The following is a 17,331-nucleotide window of genomic DNA, read 5'->3' as shown; positions in this document are numbered from 1 at the left end:
GGGGATCCGCAGTGGTAGGTGGGCGGTGGCAGTTCTGGATCGACCGTGGCGGCACGTTCACCGACATCGTCGCCAGGAGGCCCGGTGACGGCCGGCTGGTGACACGCAAGCTGTTGTCGAACAACCCGGCACGCTACGCCGACGCGGCGGTCGCCGGGATTCGGGCACTGCTCGGTGTTGCCGATGCGGCGCCGATCCCGGTGGATCGGATCGAGGCGGTGCGGATGGGGACCACGGTCGCCACGAACGCACTGCTGGAGCGCAGGGGCGAACGCACCGTGCTGGTCATCACCGCAGGCTTCGGCGACGCGTTGCGCATCGGCTACCAGAACCGGCCGCGGATCTTCGAGCGGCACATCGTGGCACCGGAGGCGCTGTACGAGCGCGTGATCGAGGTGGACGAACGGATGTCGGCCGACGGCACCGTGCTGCGCTCGCCGGATCTCGACCGGCTGGCCGGCGACCTGCGGCGTGCGCACGACAGCGGCATCCACGCGGCCGCGGTGGTCTGCCTGCACAGCCACCTGTACCCGGCCCACGAACGGGAGATCGGGAGGCTGGCGGAGCGGATCGGCTTCGGCCAGGTCTCGTGCTCCAGCGAGGTGAGCCCGTTGATGAAGCTGGTGCCGCGTGGCGACACCACCGTCGTCGACGCGTACCTGTCGCCGGTGCTGCGCCGGTACGTCGAAGCGGTGGCAGAGCAGCTGCACGGCGTACGGCTGATGTTCATGCAGTCCAACGGCGGCCTGGCCGAGGCCGGGCACTTCCGCGGCAAGGACGCGATTCTGTCCGGTCCGGCCGGTGGCATCGTCGGCATGGCGCGTATGTCGCAGCTGGCCGGCTTCGACAAGGTGATCGGTTTCGACATGGGCGGCACCTCTACGGACGTTTCGCACTACGCCGGCCAGTACGAGCGGGTCTTCCACACCCAGATCGCCGGGGTACGGCTGCGCGCCCCCATGATCGACATTCACACGGTCGCGGCGGGAGGCGGGTCAGTCCTGCACTTCGACGGCGCCCGCTACCGCGTCGGCCCGGACTCCGCGGGTGCCGACCCCGGACCTGCCTGCTACCGCAACGGCGGCCCGCTCACCATCACCGACGCCAACGTGATGCTCGGCCGGATCCAGCCAGCGACGTTCCCCCAGGTCTTCGGTCCGCACGGCGATCAGCCGCTGGATGCCGACGTGGTGCGACGGCGGTTCACCGACCTGACCGCGGCCATCGCAGGACTGACCGGCGACGAGCGCACGCCGGAGCAGGTGGCGGAGGGGTACCGGCAGATCGCGGTCGCGAACATGGCCAACGCGGTGAAACGGATCTCGGTACAGCAAGGCCGTGACGTCACCAGGTACGTGCTCACGACGTTCGGCGGCGCCGGCGGGCAACACGCGTGCTCGGTGGCTGACTCGCTGGGTATCCGCACCGTGCTCGTGCCGCCGATGGCCGGCGTGCTGTCCGCGCTCGGCATCGGCCTCGCCGACACCACCGCGATGCGCGAACAGTCGGTGGAGAGCCGCCTGGAGCCCGCGGCGATGCGACGGCTGACCGACGTCGCGGACGTCCTGGAGGCGGCGGCCCGCTCGCAGCTGCTGGACGAGGACGTGCCGGCCGGGCGGATCCGGGTGCACCGGCGCGTGCACCTGCGCTTCGAGGGCACCGACACCGCACTGCCGGTCGAGCTCGCCGACCTGGACACGATGGTGGCGTCGTTCCGGATGGCATACCGGCGCATGTACGCGTTCCTCATGGACCGGCCGCTGATCGTCGAGGCGGTCTCGGTCGAGGCTGTCGGGCTGACCGAACCCCCGGACCTCTCCCGACTGGGTGAGCCCGCCGGCGCGCCGCAACGCGCCGCCGCACAGCCGCTCACCACCCGCCTGTACACCGGCGGAGCCTGGCGGGAGGTGCCGCTGTACGAGCGGGAACGCCTGCGCCCCGGCGACACCGTCGGCGGCCCGGCCATCGTGGCCGAGGCGGACGCGACCACGGTCGTCGACGACGGCTGGCGGGCGGCGGTGACGAAGCTCGGCCACCTGCTGCTGGAACGGATGCGGCCGGGCGACAAGGCATCCGAGGTGACCACCCAGGTCGATCCGGTACTGCTGGAGATCTTCAACAACCTCTTCATGTCGATCGCCGAGCAGATGGGCGCCCGGCTGGAGTCGACCGCGCAGTCGGTGAACATCCGGGAGCGGCTGGACTTCTCGTGCGCGCTGTTCGACCCGGACGGCAATCTCATCGCCAACGCGCCGCACATCCCCGTACACCTCGGCTCGATGGGCGCCAGCGTCAAGGAGGTCATCCGTCGGCGCCGCCCCGACATGCGGCCCGGCGCCGTGTACGCGATCAACGACCCGTACCACGGCGGCACCCATCTGCCCGACATCACCGTCGTCACCCCGGTCTTCGGCGCCGACCGGCCCGAGGTGCTGTTCTACGTGGCCTCCCGGGGCCACCACGCGGAGATCGGCGGGCTCACGCCCGGCTCCATGCCCGCGACCAGCCGCGACGTCCACGAGGAGGGCGTGCTGTTCGACACCTGGCCGCTGGTCGAGGACGGCCGCTTCCGCGAGGAGGAGACGCTCCGGCTGCTCACGGAGGCGCCGTACCCGTCCCGGAACCCGGCGACCAACCTGGCCGACCTGCGCGCCCAGATCGCCGCGAACGCCAAGGGAGTCGAAGAGGTGCGGCGGATGATCGGCCATTTCGGCCTCGACGTGGTGCAGGCGTACATGCGGCACGTCCAGGACAACGCCGAGGAGGCGGTACGGCGCGTCATCGACGCCCTCGGCGACGGCGAGTACCGCTACGAGATGGACTCGGGGGCGACGATCGCGGTACGGATCACGGTGGACCGCGCCGGCCGCGGCGCGACGATCGACTTCAGCGGCACGTCACCGCAGCTGGCGACGAACTTCAACGCACCCTCGTCGGTCGTCACCGCGGCGGTGTTGTACGTCTTCCGGACGCTGGTCACCGACGAGATCCCGCTCAACGACGGCTGCCTGCGCCCGCTGCGCATCGTGGTGCCCGCCGGTTCGATGCTCGCGCCCACCTATCCTGCGGCCGTGGTCGCCGGAAACGTGGAGACGTCACAGGCGATCGTCGGCGCGCTCTACGCCGCGCTCGGCATCCAGGCCGAAGGCTCCGGGACGATGAACAACATCAGCTTCGGCAACGACCGGCACCAGTACTACGAGACCGTCGCCTCCGGCTCAGGCGCCGGTGACGGGTTCGACGGGGCCGCGGTGGTGCAGACCCACATGACGAACTCCCGGCTGACCGACCCCGAGGTCCTCGAATGGCGCTTCCCGGTGCTCGTGGACGAGTTCGCCGTCCGCCACGACAGCGGCGGCGACGGCCGGTGGCGGGGCGGCGACGGCGCGGTGCGCCGCATCCGGTTCCGCGAGCCGATGACCGTCAGCACCCTGTCGGGCCACCGGCGTGTGCCGCCGTACGGCCTCGCCGGCGGCTCGCCCGGCGCGCTCGGCGCCAACCGGGTGGAACGCGCCGATGGCAGTGTCATCCCCCTCGCCGGCTGCGGCACCATCGATGTCCAGCCAGGCGACGTGCTGGTCGTCGAGACACCCGGCGGTGGCGGATACGGCAGCTCGTGAGCGCGCCCGGGTACACCCCGGCGAACAGCACCGCCGTGCCGCAACACGTCCAGGTCGTCGATACTGTCCGCGCCAGCAGCCATACCGGCACCGACCGGGATGGTGGCGGTGAGAGTGGTGGTGGTGGTGCTGATGACCGAGACGGTGTTGTTGTCGACGCTGGTGATGTAGAGGGCGGCGCCGTTGGGGCTGAGCGCGAGCCGTTGTGCGTTCCTGCCGAGGGGGACGGTGGCGGTGACCGTGTTCGTGGTGGTGTTGATGACCGAAACGGTGTTGTCCGGCGAGGATTGGGCGACGTAGGCGGTGCTGCCGTTGGAGCTGACCGCGATGGCGGACGCTGTGTTGGGGCTGAGCGGGATGGTGCCGGTGACCGTGTTGGTGGCGGTGTCGATCACCGAGACAGCCAGGCGCAGAAGGCAGCGGTGTCGCCGTAGGCCTCGTCCACGGCGACCCACCGGGCCGGGACGGCCGCCCCGACCGCGGCGGTGATCATGTCAGCGGCGAGTTTGGAAGAGACAGCCCTTGGAAATTGATCTTCTTCCCTCGACAGGAAGAAGGATCAGCCAAGGGCTGTCTCCACGACCGACCGGGGTCACCACCGACCGCCGCAGGTTCACGACAAGCTTAGGCAGGGACTTTGAGGGCGCGCCGTGCGGCGGCGACGACGAGCGAAATCAGCAGCGAGGTCACGACCTCTACCGCAATGGTGACAAAAACCTCGGCCATCACGGATTCTCCTAGCAGACAGATGGGAAATCGGCAGCACTGAGTCGGTGCCGGGTGGCGGACACGCCGGTAATTGACGCTGAATAATGAAGGCAGCGCCGACCGGCATTGCCGAGCGGGATATACGGGCACGCGCCGGATACCTCCGCCGCACCGGCGGTCTGGTCAGCAAGCCGGCCGAGTTAGCGGGTGCCCGGCATCGAGAGGGCCTTCGGCGAGGATCGCCGACTGCGGCCCGGACTATCGCTGTCCATCACTCGCCTCCCTCCGGTCACGACGCCACCGCGTCTGCATCCGACACCAACGAGAGGCAAGTCAGCCCCGGGATTGATATCCCGGCCAACACCTCTCTCGCTAGAGCTTTGGCACTCCACGGCGTAGCACGGCCGTCAGGTCGCCGACGCAGCCACTTGGCCTGTCCCCTTAAGCCGGGAAGAGGTGTCCTGATCCGTAGCGTCTCTCGACGGGTGGGATCAGTGGCCTGTGTCCGTGGAGACGCCTCACCGAACGAGGTGTCCCATCTGCCCCAAATTGTAGCGCCTATTCTTGCAGCGCCTACTCTCTGAAACCCCCGGTTCACGACGGCGACGGCTCGCTTCCCGCCGTGCCGGCGTCGGCCTCCTGGCTGTCTTCCGGAGCAGGTCAGGGAGCGGCCGGTTCCCAGAGCAGGAGTTGGCGGTGGTGGCTGAAGCCGTTGCGCAGGTAGAAGTCGACCGCGCGGCGGCCGGAGTGGACGGTCACGTGCAACAGGTCCCGGGCCCGGGCCTCGGCCAGGATCGCGGCCATCAGCGCGGCGCCGATGCCCTGGTTGCGGTATTCCTCACGGACCATGACCGACTGGACGTCGCCGTAGCGCCGGCCCAGCGAGCCGTTGCGGGGCACCCGTTCCGCGACGAGCAGCCAGGCGGCGCCGACCACGTGCCCATCGACCTCGGCGACGAACGGCAGATGCGTCTGCGCATGGGCGGCCACCCAGTCGGCGTACGCCCCGAGCATGTCCGGTTCGATGTCTTGCAGCTCCGCGAGCGACGCCAGATCCGCCACGTCCGCCATCCGCACGATCACCCGGCGGAGTATAGGCGAGTACGAGACCGCCACGGTCCCGCCAGAATCCGTTTGATCGCCGACCAGGCTGCTTGAGAGGCTTTGCGCCGTGTCACAAGCGATCTTGCGTACTGAACGGATCCAGCTGATCCCGCTGTCTGGTGAGCATCTTGAATATCAGGTCGAGCTTGATGCCGACCCCGAGGTGATGCGCCATCTCGGCGGCGCGAGCTCCCGCGGCCAGGCGGAAGCGGACTTCCGCGTGAGTCTGGCGGAAGCCGATCCGGAGCGCGGCCTGGGCTATTGGGCCGGCTTCGTCGCGGCAGCCTTCGCCGGCTACTGGATCCTGCGACCGCTGGAGCCAATCGACCAGGAGCAGGGTGATGCCTCCAACGAGGGCGAACTCGGTTACCGGCTGATGCGGCGCTACTGGCGTCAAGGACTCGGCGGCGAAGGTGCCCGCGAGCTGGTCCGGCACGGGTTCGAGGACCTCGGGCTGACCCGGATCGTCGCCAGGACGGGACCGGACAACACCGCGTCGCGGGCGACGATGACCGCGGCCGGACTGCGGTACCGTCGCGCATTCGAGGTCGAAGCCGAGGACTGGCCGCCGGACCTCGGCAGGAGCGGCGTCGAGTATGCGATCTCCCGGGAGCAATGGAGTGGCGGCCGAGGCGCGTCATAGACGTCCGGGTGCTCAGGCCCGCACCAGGAAGTCCACGACGCGGGCCATCGCCTCCACGCACTCGGCCCGTCGGGTGTACTCGGCGACCGAGCGGGCCACGACGAGGCCGTCGCCGTCGGCCAGCACCCAGCCCCAGCGGCCGCCGGCGTGCCGCTGTGCGAAGGGCGGGTGGGTGCCGGCCAGCGCCGTGGCCAGCTCGACGTGGCGCAGGCAGGACGGCCGGTCGGCGAACTCGGCCGCCGAGGCGGCGAGCATCCGGTAGTTGCCGGCCCGCAGGCACCACCGGTAGTTCCCGTCGGCGGTCGCCAGGATCTCCAGGCGTGCCATGCGATCAGCCGAACCTGCCGTGCACGTAATCGGCGGTTCGGGAGTCGGCTGGATCGTTGAAGATCTGCTGCGTCGGCCCGGCCTCCACGATCCGCCCCGGCGTGTCGTGGGTGGCGAGGAAGAACGCACAGGACTGCGAGACGCGCAGCGCCTGCTGCATGTTGTGGGTGACGATGACGATGGTGATCTGCCCGCGCAGCTCCTCGATCGTGTCCTCAACGTGCCGGGTCGAGGTCGGGTCGAGCGCGGAGCAGGGCTCGTCCATGAGCAGCACGTCCGGCGCCACGGCTAGCGACCGGGCGATGCACAGCCGCTGCTGCTGCCCGCCGGACAGGGCGCCGCCGGGCGCCCGGAGCCGCCAGCGCACCTCCTCCCACAGGCCGGCCCGGCGCAGGCTGCTCTCGACCACCTCGTCCTTGTCGGCGACCTTGATGCCGGCGAGCTTCAGCCCGGAGGCCACGTTGTCGTAGATCGACATCGCCGGGAACGGGTTGGGCTTCTGGAACACCATGCCGATGCGCCGGCGCACGTCCATCGACCGGCGGCCCGGCTGGTAGATGTTCTCGCCGCCGAGCAGGACCTGGCCGGCCAGCGACGCGCCGCGGACCATCTCGTGCAGGCGGTTCAGGATGCGCAGGAAGGTCGACTTGCCGCAGCCGGACGGCCCGATCAGCGCGGTCACCTCGCCCGCGACCATGGTCAGGCTCACCCGCTCGAGCACCTTGTGGTCGCCGAACCAGGCCGAGACGTCGCGCGCCTGCAGCTCGGTGAGCGGCCGTTCCGGCTGTGCGTAGTCTTCGAACAGCAGCTCTGGGATGCCGCTCATTGCGCCTCCTCAGTACACATTGGGTAGCAGCCCCGCGAGGTTCTCGTACACGTTCCAGGCGGTGGCGAGCACGATCGGGGTGAAGCACAGGTAGGTGGGCAGGCGGGCCCAGCGGCTCCCGGCGACCGTGGCCCCCACGATCGCGAGCAGGAACACCTGGGTCCACAGCAGCAGCGGCACCAGCGAGTCGGTGTCCTGCGCGAGGCCCTGCTCGGCCGCGGTGATCCCGGGCCGGCCGGAGACCGCCGGCTGCGGCGGGCCGACCAGGTCGGCGTTGACGCTCACCGTCATGCGCGGGATGTAGCCGGAGTCGGCGGTGGTGAGCACGAGGCGGTTCGGCGAGTCCGCCGGCGCCGGGTGGTAGCCGTCGCCGAACGAGGACACCACGTAGGTGGCCAGGCCGGCGCCGGTGGTCACGGTGAACCGGTCGCCCTGGCGCAGGTCCATGAGCCGGGCGAACGGCGCGCCGAAGGTGGCCGCCCGCCCGTAGATGACGCTGACCCCGGCCTGGCCCGGCAGCACCGTGTCGGCGCGGTGGCCCGGCCCCTTGACCAGCTGCGGGCCGGCCGTGCCCTCGACGACCACCACGTCGGGCAGGCCGATGCCGGGCAGGTGCAGGATGGCCACCGGCCGGCCGGCCTCGGTCGGCCCGTCCGGGGCGACCGCGTCCTTGAGCTGGGCGCCGAACTCGCCGCGCAGGGTGCGCTGGCCGCTGTGCTCGGCCACGCCCGACAGCCCGTACAGGTAGGCCACGAGACCGACGAGGAACAGCGCCGTCAGGCTGACGCTGGCGCCCACCGCGCGCAGCACGCCGGCCGAGCGGGTCATGCCGTGCCCCCGCTCTGCTCGGGCCAGGCCCGGCGCCGCCGCAGCCGCGCCCCGATCAGGACCGGCGCGACCATCGCGGCGAGCAGTTCGGCGACGGTCAGCGCGACGAGCGCCGAGTTGCCCGTCCGGCGGCTGTCGGCCAGCCGTTGCGCGGCCGCGTCGCCGCCCCCGCCGGGCCCGGAGTCGCCCGTGAGCACCTGGCCGGTGTCGGGGTCGACGCCCGCGGCCGCGGCCGACGGGTTGGTGCCGGCAGCCGCGGTCCCGCCGTTGGTCCCGCCGTTGGTCCCGCCGCCGGTCGAGCCGTTGGCCTGCCCGCCGGCGTTGGTGCCGGCGGCGACCGGCTGCCCGTTGCTGACGACGCAGTTGAGCGGCGCGGTGTGGAAGTCGCAGGGCGAGGGCTGGGGCGCGCCGGCGATGAGGTGGTTGACGCCGTCGGAGTACGTCGGGTTGTTGCACCCGGTGAGCTGCGCGGTGTCGGGCACCGGCACGCTGCCCGGCACGTGCCCCATCTGGTTGAACCCGCCGACCACGAGGTTCTTCGGCAGGGGCGAGTAGCCCAGCCGGCCCGCGCTCTGCTGCGCCCCGCACAGCACGTACTTGATCCAGGTGGTGAGCGTCTTGCCCTTGTCGGTGTTGAAGGCGGGCGGCGGCCCCTGCGGCACCCCGCGCGGGTCCAGCCGCGAGTCGCGGGGCACGACCAGGTAGCTGTAGCTGGAGATCGGATAGGTTCTCGGGTCGTCGTAGCTGTACACCTGGTCCAGATTCTGCATCAGGAACGTCACCGAGGTCGGGTCCTCGTCGATGACCGCCTTCTGCAGCGCGATCGCGACGTTGGAGGGGGTCGGCAGGGCGTAGTAGCCCTTGGCGTTGAGCACCTTGACGACCGGGATGCCGTTGTTGAGGGCGTAGGCGTACTCGTCGTAGCCGATCGAGCCGACCCCGTACGACGGCGAGGCGATGTAGTTGGCGACCTGATCCGACCCCTGGCGCTGCACCGAGCCCGAGAACTTGGGGTAGAACTCGGTCGGGGGGCAGGGCGCCCCGACGCCGAAGCCGGAGCAGAAGGCGTTCCACTGCGAGGTGTACTGCTTGGACATCCAGCGGGTGAACTGGTAGCTGGCGCCGGACCCGTCGGAGCGGGTCACCACGGTGATCTTCTGGCTGGGCAGCTGCGCGCCGTAGTCGCGGGTGATGGCCGGGTCGGACCAGTTGGTGATCTTCCCGGTGAAGATCTTCGTGATCGTGTCGCCCGACAGCCGGAGGTTCGTGATCTTCTGGTTGCCGAGCTTGAGGTTGTACATCAGTGCGGTGCCGCCGGCGACGATCGGGATGTACGAGTACGCATAACTGCTGTTCTCGATCCCGCCGCCGAACGGGTCTCCCTGGGTGAGGAAGGCGATGTCGGTGGCGGCAAAGTCCACCTCGTTCAGCGTGTAGGCCTGGCGACCGGCCGCCGAGCCGCTGGCCGTGAAGTTGATGACGATCCCCTGCGGGTGCACGTCGGTCGACCAGGCGTCGATGGCCGGGGCGGCCCAGGACGAGCCGGCCCCCTTGATGGCGACGAAGCTCTCGGCACTGGCCGGCGACGGCACCGCGACCAGCGTGAGCAACACCAGCGTGGCCAGCGCGGCCGACCAGCGCCGCGGCAACGGACTCATGACGACTCCCCCGGCTCGGCGCGCCGCTGGACCGCCTTGTCGCGGGCCACCCGGCGCTGCTGGCGACGCGACAGCTCGCCCGGCGTGCCGCCGCCGATGATCCGGGCGAGGACGAACAGCGCCAGCACCGCGATCATCAGCGCGAGGCCGGCCCCGAACGCGCGCGCCACCATGTCCGGCTGGGGGTAGCGCACGTAGTTCCAGATGTACAGCGGCAGGCTCAGCTGCGGCCCGGCGAACGGATCGGGGTTGAGCTCCTTGGTGAAGCCCGACGCCAGCAGCACCGGCGCGGTCTCCCCGACCGCCCGGGCCATCGCCAGCACCACCGCGGTGCCCAGGCCCGAGCGGGCGGTGGGCAGCACGACGTTCCACACCGTGCGCCACTGGCTCGCGCCCAGCGCGTAGGAGGCCTCGCGCAGCCCGCCCGGCACCAGCCGCAGCATCACCTCGGACGCGCGGGTCACGATCGGGATCATCATGACCGTCAGCGCCAGCGACGCGGCGAAGCCGGACTGCTCCAGGCCCAGGGTGAGGATGACGACGGCGTAGATGAACAGGCCCGCGATGATCTCCGGCAGGGCGGTCATCGCCTCGACGATCACCCGGACCGGGCGGGCCAGCGGGCCGCCCATCTCGGCCAGGAACAGCGCGGCGAGCACGCCGAGCGGCACCGAGAACAGCGTGGCCAGGCCGAGCTGCTCCAGCGAGCCGATCAGCGCGTGCAGCACGCCGCCGCTGGTGAGCGGGTCGAGCGGCCCGGTGACGCCCATCGTCTCGGTGAAGAAGTTGCCGTGGCGCAGCGCCGGGATGCCGCGGTAGACCGTGTAGCCGATCTGGTTGGCCACCACGACCAGCACGAGGAGCCCGCCGGTGGCCAGCGCGACGCCGGCCACCCGGTCGGCGAGCACCCGCCGGCCCCACTGCAGGCCCGAGACCAGGCCGTACAGCAGCAGGAACACGACGTACCAGCACAGCCAGAAGCCGACGATCCCGGAGAAGGGCGCCAGCCGCTCGTAGACGAGCCAGACCAGGGCCAGCGCCCCGGCGGCCGAGCAGAGCAGGGACAGCACGGCGTCGACGGTGAGCCGGTGCAGCTGCAGCGGCACGTCTGTGACGGTCGGTTCAGTCATCGTCAGTCCGTCGTCTGCAGGCCGGAGCGGGACCGGCTGATGATGATCGAGCCGAGGGTGTTCACGGCGATCGTGATGGCGAACAGGGCGAGGCCGGCGGCCATGAGTGAGGACAGCATCTCCGGGGTGGACTCCTGGTAGCGCAGGGCAATCAGCGCGGCGATGGACATGCCGCTGTTCTCGAAGATCCGGTAGGCGATCTCGAAGGTCGGCGAGATGATCAGCGCGATCGCGATGGTCTCGCCCATGGCCCGGCCGAAGGCCAGCATGACGGCGCCGATGACGCCGCCACGGCCGTAGGGCAGCACGACTGCGCGGATCATGCCCCAGCGGGTGGAGCCCAGCGCGTAGGCGGCCTCCCGCTCGGACTGCGGGGCCTGCGAGAAGACCTGCCGCGAGATCGACGCGACGATCGGGATGAGCATCAGGGACACGACCACGCCGGCCAGGAAGGTCGATGTGGTGAACGACGAGGGCGTGTGCTCGCCGCGCACCTCGAAGATCGGGATGAAGCCGAGGTGCTCCGACATCCACCGGACGGTGCCGATGACCCGCGGCTGCAGGAAGAACACACCCCAGAGGCCGTAGATGATGCTGGGGATCGCGGCCATCAGGTCGACCAGCGCGATCAGCGGGCGGCGCAGCCACCCCGGCGCCACCTCGCTCATGAACAGCGCCGCGGCCAGGGCCACCGGCACCGCGATGACGAGCGAGATGACGGCGATGATGGTGCCGTCGGGCAGCAGCGCGCCGATGCCGAACCGCCCGCTGGAGGGGATCCACTGGCGGGTGGTCAGGAACCGCCAGCCGACCCGGGCCAGCACCCCGCCGCCCCGCACGAGGAGGAAGAACGCGATCAGGCCGGTGACCGCGAGCACGGCCAGGCCGCCGGCGCGCAGCACCACGCGGAAGATCACGTCACCGGGCGAGTAGGCCGGTGCGATGACCAGCCGCTGCTCGGTGTCCGCGGCCGGCTCCTCGCGGTGTTGCGCGTCGTACTCGTGGGTGAGGCTCAGCTCCTGGCTCATCAGCGCATCCAGCCGAAGAGCCACTCGAACGCGGCGCGGGCGCCGGCCGCGAGCCCCGGCCCGGCCCCGACCCGGCCCAGCAGGTAGGTCACCGGCCCGGCCACGGCGAGGAAGCCGCCCACGACGAGCAGGACCGGCAAGGTGTACTGCATGAGCCCGACCGCGTCGGGGTGCACGTCCCCGGCGGCCCGGGTCGAGGGGTTCGCGAACGCCGACGTGGACGCGGACGCGGAGCCCGACGGCCGCGAGCCCGAGTTGGGCGTCGCCGTCGCCGTGCCGGCCGGGGTGGTGGTCGACGTCGTGTTGGTGTGCCCGCCGGCGGTGCTCGTCGGGTTCGACGTGGGCGGCGGGGCGCTCACGCAGTCCCCGGTGCCGACCTTGGCCGCCGCCGTGGTCGTCTGGGTCTTCTGCGCCGAGGTCAGCGGCAGGTAACCCACGCCGAGCTGGCCGGCCCCGGTGCCGGGCACCTGGCGGGAGGAGGCGACGTCGTTGAGCATCCGCGTGACGGCGGCGGCGTGGTCGGCCGGGAGCCCGCAGGTCGGCACGACGGCGTAGGAGGTCACCGTCAGCGGGTAGGCCTTGGGGTCGGTGCCGGTCACGTTGGCGTGCTGCGTGATGCCGTCGTCGTTGGTCTGGTAGGCGTTGACGGCCGCGCCCATCGACTCCGGCGTCGGCGCCACGAACTGACCGCCGGCGTTCTTCAGCTGCGCGGTCGGGAAGTCGAAGGCGGCCGCGTCGGCCCCGCTCACCACCGCGAACAGGGCCCGGAACCCGGGGCCGGCGACCGGCATCGCCGCGTGGACGTACGACCCGCCGGTCGGCGGCGGGTAGCCGGTGTAGTTCACCGCGGTGCTCTTGCCCTGGACCAGCGTGCTGGCCACGTTGTTGAGCCCGGCCTTGGGGAACCAGGTCGACTGCATGCCCCACAGCTCCGAGGGCACCCCGCCGGGGTTCGGGAACTCCTGGGTGGCCCCCGGGTCCAGCGCCTGGAACTGGTCCAGCGGGTACGCGACGCCGCGGTAGTTGGTGTTGACGTGCATGCCGTGGCCGTCGTCGGCGCCGCCCAGGAACCCGGCCGCCTCCGGGTCGGCGGCGATCCAGCGGGTGAGCTCATAGGTCAGGTCGCTGTTGCCCGCGACCACGGTCGGCAGCAGGCCGCCGGTGATCGAATAGGTGAAGTCCAGCCCGGCGACCTGGGGGTTGAGGGCGAGGAACTCCGGATCGGCGAGGATGTTCTTCGGGTTGCCGGCCACCGCCGGGTCGCAGAACGGCGCGGGGGTGAGCGCCGCGTCGCACTTGCTGGTGAAGCCCATCGTGTACGACTGGGTGAGCATCTTGGCCATCAGCCGGGCGTTGAGCTTGATCCCGGTGATCGGCTTGTAGGTGTTCGGGTCGTCGATGTAGTACGCGACCGCGATGGACGAGTTGGCCAGCGGCGCATAGGTGAACTTGCGCTTGCTGTCGCCGATGGCGTCGGCCGCCACCGGGCGGGTCACCATCGCCAGGTCCAGGGTCGAGGTCAGCGCGCCGGCACCGTGCAGGAATGCGTCGCGGGCCTGGTACTCGTTGAGGCTGCCGTCGTAGTTGAAGTGCAGCCCGTTGCTGCCTTCGCACCAACCGGTGCGCCACTGCGCCATGGCCCGGGCCAGCAGCGGCGAGCCTTCCGAGGCGAACGCGTCCGGCGCGGTCGGGCACTCCGACGGCGTCTCGGAGAAGCCCACCGGCACCATGATCCGGTCGTTCCAGGAGCAGAACTTGCCGATGGACTCGTTGCCGGCCGTGTCGGAGACGAAGTCGGTGTCGAGGTTGTGGTCGGCGCAGTTGGGCGTCGGCCTGCCCTGGGGGTCGTAGTTCTCCAGGCCGATGTGGTCGCCGCCCCAGTTCGGCATCACGACCAGCCAGCACGGGTGGGTGCGGTCGCAGCCGAGCCACTTGTTCTCGAACGTGGTCTCCAGCGCGATGTTGGCCTGGCCGGTGCCGTCCGCCACCGTCTGGTACCACCCGGCGTTGGCCGCGCCGGACCACGCCTGCACGTCGTCGCGGGCGGTGTAGCAGGAGCCCTTGCCCGTGTTGCCGACGCCGCCCCGGTAGACGTCGTCGGGCAGGAGCAGGCCCTGGGAGTCGAACCAGCTCAGGTTGGGCGCCTCGGTCGGCACCACCGCGCCGGCGTCGTTGACCGCGCCGCGGCACTCGTAGATGCCGACGCCGTAGTCGCTGGTGTCGCCGGGCGTGAAGTTGGTCCACGAAACGCGCACGCTCTGGTACGTCAGCTCGGACGTCTGGTTCACCGTCACCGTCGGCGGCGCGGAGATCGGCACCATGTTGACCGGGTCCCAGGCGGTGTCGCCGCTAAACGTGCCGGTGCAGGTCATGCCGTTGGTACCGCTCGGGGCGCAGGTGGTGTGCCCGGTCCCGGTGACGGCGGCCTGCGCGCTCGGCCACGGCAGGCCCGGCGCGACGGCGACGAACGCCACCGCCACCACGACGATCGCCGCCGCGAACAGGCGGCGGTGCGAGCGCAGCGTCCTAACCATCTCTTACCGCTCCAGAGGTCGTGTTTCGGGGGCTGCCGGGAACCGAGGTTCCCGGCAGTGCGAGGCAGGGTGGATCAGTTCTCGGTCCAGTTGGAGGCGAAGCTGCCCACCGGCTGGCCCGCGGTGAAGAAGGTGGTGCCGAGCGCGCTGTCGAGGTAGCTCGCGCCGGCCGCGTCGACGGCCAGGCCGGCCGCGGTGAAGCTGGCGGCGGTGCCGGTCTCGGTGGTGGTGGTCGGCGGGACCAGGTCGAACAGGATGACCTTGGTGGTGCTGCCCTTCGGCTGCATGGTGAGCACCGTGGCCGACACGTCGAACTCGAGGTTGGTGAGCGTCACCGACTTGCCGTTGGTGGCGTTGACGAAGCACAGCGTGCCGCTGTGCTGGACATAGCCGGTGAACAGGGTGAGGTCGGCGTCGCCGCCGGTCACCGGGAAGCCGACGTCCAGGGTGCCCTTGGTCGAGTTGTAGTTGGTCGTCGCGGGCTTGGCGGGGACCGGCACGATCCCCGCGTTGGCGGCCTGGACGACGAACGACAGCGGCACGCTCAGGGTCGTGTTGCCGCTGACCACGTTGGCCGCCGCCGGACCGGCGGAGGCGACCAGCGAGGAGCCCGTCAGCGCGAGCGCGAGTGCGGGCAGGGCCAGGAACTTGGCGATACGCACAGGAGACCACCTCATGTCGGGAATCGAGTACCTACCTGTCGAAGAGGTCCGCCCGCGGGTGCGGGCGAACCTCCCACTGCGTGGCCGGGCTGGGCGGTTCCGGCACGGGGGAGCGCGCCGGAACCGCCTGTCTGCGGTGTTACGGAAGGGTCGGGAACACGGTCAGGCGCGGATCAGGTCTGCGCGGCGACCGCGCCGCACTGCGCGCCGAGGCTCGCGAAGCCGTAGCTGAGCAGCTCCTGCTCCGGCGTCGGGAACGGCGCGCTGGTCGAGTACTGGCACTCGTAGCCACCGGTGTGGGTGCTGATGTTGTACGGGGCGGCCAGGTCGGCGTACACCGAGCCGTCCTTGGTGCCGGTCGTGTTCAGGGCCGTGGTGCGGATGACCTTGTACACGATGCGGAGGAACTTGTTCTTGTCCGCCGCCGGCGTGGGCGTGGTGAAGTTCGGGTTGATCGTGCGCGGCGTGCCGGAGGCGTTGACCGGGCTCTGACCGTCGATGTCGCGGATGGTCAGGGTGCCCTCGTCGCCGGCGCCGTGGCTGTTGAAGTGCTGGGCGGCGTACACCGCGCCCGAGTACGGGAAGATCACGTTGGCCTTGTGCGCGCCGGTGAAGATCGCGTTGGTGCCCTCGTTCTCCTCCGGGTTGGTGGTCGTGTCGACGCAGCTGCCCGCGGCCACACCCAGCGCGGAGAGCCAGAACGACCGGGTGCCCGAGCCCGGCTGCGGCAGGACCGGGTAGATCGTGTCCGAGCTGGTGCCGCCGATGGCCGGGTCGTTCCAGTGCGTGTAGCCCGGCGTGCAGGCGAAGATGTTCGCCAACTGCGCGCGGGTGAGGTTCGACGGCGCGTTGCCGCTGGCGTCGGCCGCCCACGAGACGTCGTCCTTGGCCAGGTTCAGCCAGGTCAAACCGGTCGGGTCGCCCGCCTGCGGGCCACGCGAGGACCGGGCGATGTTGATGCAGTAGTGCGCGCCCGCGTCGCCCGCGCCGGTCACGGCGTTGGCGGCGAGGTTGGTGATGCCGGAGCCCGAGCCGTTCGGCCGGGTGATCGAGGCGCAGGCGCTGGTGCCGGTGCCCTTCGGGACGATGCTTCCCCCGCCGGTGGCGTTCCAGCTCACGTACTTGTGCGCGGGCGAGGTCGCGTTCCAGTCGGCCTGGATGGCGTTCTCGAGGCCCTGGAGCGTGTCGGAGCCGACGGACGTGTAGTCCAGTACTCCCGGGGTGGGCGGGGGCTCGGCGGCGGCGTTGCCCGCCATGGCGAACAGCAGCCCGGCGGCGAAGCCGCCGGCCACGATCGCCTTGATGGCTGAGCGCACGATTTCCTCCTGTAGATCGATCGGTGCGCTTGCGGGGCACCCGGTTTCGGGGCCCCGCACCGGCCTGTCTGGCCGGCCATCGAAGACCCTATCGATGAGATCGCGTGCTGTAAGGAAGCTTGGATGACGCTCGTAGACACTTTGCGTGAACGCGCCGTCCCGCCGCGTGCCGTGAATCCATAGTGGACAGTTGATTGGCACAAGTCCAGTTCAGAGGCGCTTTTGTGCGAGTCGTTCGCTCGGGCTGAATACCTAGCTGCTATTCCCGCAGATAGATTGCCATGGGGTATTCAGGAAGACCGCTACGGCCGCGCCAACGAACGGTGAACAGTCCTGCCACAAGGCCCACACCCGGCGAACCTACACATAGCAACTATGTATGCGGGCCCTCAGGACTCGGATGAGAGGAGCCCGGTGACGTCCGGGCGGCCCGCCAGCCACAGCGGGACCAGGGTGGCCAGCACCGTGAGCGCGGTGCCGCCCACGACCGCCACCGCCCCGACCACCACCAGAGCCGGGGGCACCGCGCCGGAGAGCGTGGCGGCCAGGCCGAGCCCGGCGGCGGTGCCGGCGAGGGAGCCGCCCAGCCCGAGCAGCGCCGCCTCGATCGCGAACAGCCGCAGCAGCGTGCCGGTGCGCCAGCCGACCGCGACGGCGACGGCGATCTCGGGGCGGCGGTCGGCGAGGTTGAGGTACCCGACGTCGGCCACCGCGACCGCGGACATGAGCAGCGTGGCGAGCACGGCGACGTAGTCGACGGCCCGGGCCTGTACCGACACCGCCTCGCCCAGCACCGAGCCGACCAGGGCCCCGTGGAAGGCCCAGCGGACCGACAGCGCCACGGTCAGCGGATGACCGTACGGTCCTCGAGAGCGTCGACAGGGAGGAGCGCGCGATGCGTTTCCTCCCTGTGTCGCGTCCGGGATCGGGTTATTCGGTCAAGTGGA

At 70.7% G+C, this 17,331-nt stretch carries 13 protein-coding genes, 1 pseudogene and 1 riboswitch; of the genes and pseudogenes, 2 read left to right on the top strand and 12 right to left on the bottom strand.

The features are described from left to right. Positions 1-11 precede the first annotated feature (11 nt). Complete coding sequence (locus AB0M46_RS13990; RefSeq protein ID WP_363335794.1) at positions 12-3,620, top strand: hydantoinase B/oxoprolinase family protein; 3,609 nt, start codon at positions 12-14, stop codon at positions 3,618-3,620. A gap of 98 nt (positions 3,621-3,718) precedes the next feature. Here AB0M46_RS13990 and AB0M46_RS13985 read toward each other — a convergent pair. Next, positions 3,719-4,015 (bottom strand): annotated as a pseudogene (locus AB0M46_RS13985) (hypothetical protein); the annotation flags it as partial. Positions 4,016-4,685: 670 nt separating this feature from the next. Next, a riboswitch (M-box (ykoK) riboswitch) is annotated at positions 4,686-4,865 on the bottom strand. Between the two features lie 123 nt (positions 4,866-4,988). Continuing rightward, the gene (locus AB0M46_RS13980; RefSeq protein ID WP_363335792.1) at positions 4,989-5,411 is read right to left on the bottom strand and encodes a GNAT family N-acetyltransferase; all 423 of its coding nucleotides are present in this window, start codon (positions 5,409-5,411) and stop codon (positions 4,989-4,991) included. Positions 5,412-5,499: 88 nt separating this feature from the next. On the opposite strand from AB0M46_RS13980, the gene AB0M46_RS13975 reads away from it, so the two are divergent. Continuing rightward, positions 5,500-6,075, top strand: a complete 576-nt coding sequence (locus AB0M46_RS13975; RefSeq protein ID WP_363335790.1) for a GNAT family N-acetyltransferase — start codon at positions 5,500-5,502, stop codon at positions 6,073-6,075. A 12-nt stretch (positions 6,076-6,087) separates the two neighbouring features. Here AB0M46_RS13975 and AB0M46_RS13970 read toward each other — a convergent pair whose 3' ends face one another. The 10 genes from AB0M46_RS13970 to AB0M46_RS13925 form a co-directional block, all read right to left on the bottom strand. Next, complete coding sequence (locus tag AB0M46_RS13970; protein WP_363335788.1) at positions 6,088-6,402, bottom strand: hypothetical protein; 315 nt, start codon at positions 6,400-6,402, stop codon at positions 6,088-6,090. 4 nt (positions 6,403-6,406) lie between these two features. Continuing rightward, positions 6,407-7,228, bottom strand: coding sequence for a phosphate ABC transporter ATP-binding protein (locus tag AB0M46_RS13965; protein WP_363335786.1), 822 nt, complete (start codon positions 7,226-7,228; stop codon positions 6,407-6,409). Between the two features lie 9 nt (positions 7,229-7,237). Continuing rightward, the gene (locus AB0M46_RS13960; protein ID WP_363335785.1) at positions 7,238-8,056 is read right to left on the bottom strand and encodes a sortase; all 819 of its coding nucleotides are present in this window, start codon (positions 8,054-8,056) and stop codon (positions 7,238-7,240) included. Then, on the bottom strand, positions 8,053-9,714 hold the full coding sequence (locus tag AB0M46_RS13955; RefSeq protein ID WP_363335783.1) for a substrate-binding domain-containing protein: 1,662 nt from the start codon (positions 9,712-9,714) through the stop codon (positions 8,053-8,055). Before AB0M46_RS13955 ends, AB0M46_RS13960 begins: the two co-directional genes overlap by 4 nt. Further along, positions 9,711-10,844, bottom strand: a complete 1,134-nt coding sequence (gene pstA / locus AB0M46_RS13950; RefSeq protein WP_363335781.1) for a phosphate ABC transporter permease PstA — start codon at positions 10,842-10,844, stop codon at positions 9,711-9,713. The genes AB0M46_RS13955 and pstA overlap by 4 nt, the downstream gene beginning before the upstream one ends. 2 nt (positions 10,845-10,846) lie before the next feature. Next, positions 10,847-11,872: a phosphate ABC transporter permease subunit PstC gene (pstC, locus tag AB0M46_RS13945; protein ID WP_363335779.1), complete on the bottom strand. Its 1,026-nt coding sequence runs from the start codon at positions 11,870-11,872 to the stop codon at positions 10,847-10,849. Then, a complete protein-coding gene (locus AB0M46_RS13940; RefSeq protein WP_363335777.1) occupies positions 11,872-14,406 on the bottom strand; it encodes a hypothetical protein in 2,535 nt (844 codons plus the stop codon). Before AB0M46_RS13940 ends, pstC begins: the two co-directional genes overlap by 1 nt. Positions 14,407-14,480: 74 nt before the next feature. Beyond that, positions 14,481-15,068: a hypothetical protein gene (locus AB0M46_RS13935; protein ID WP_363335775.1), complete on the bottom strand. Its 588-nt coding sequence runs from the start codon at positions 15,066-15,068 to the stop codon at positions 14,481-14,483. A 173-nt stretch (positions 15,069-15,241) separates the two neighbouring features. Continuing rightward, entirely contained in the window at positions 15,242-16,384 is a 1,143-nt protein-coding gene (locus AB0M46_RS13930) for a hypothetical protein (protein ID WP_363335773.1), read from the bottom strand. A gap of 389 nt (positions 16,385-16,773) precedes the next feature. Next, entirely contained in the window at positions 16,774-17,226 is a 453-nt protein-coding gene (locus AB0M46_RS13925) for an FtsX-like permease family protein (RefSeq protein WP_363335771.1), read from the bottom strand. Positions 17,227-17,331: the final 105 nt, after the last annotated feature.

The sequence above is a fragment of the Dactylosporangium sp. NPDC051485 genome (assembly GCF_040682015.1).
Taxonomy (GTDB): domain Bacteria; phylum Actinomycetota; class Actinomycetes; order Mycobacteriales; family Micromonosporaceae; genus Dactylosporangium.
The sequence above is the reverse complement of the archived record's forward strand: the minus strand, read 5'-3'. Positions and strand labels throughout refer to the sequence as shown.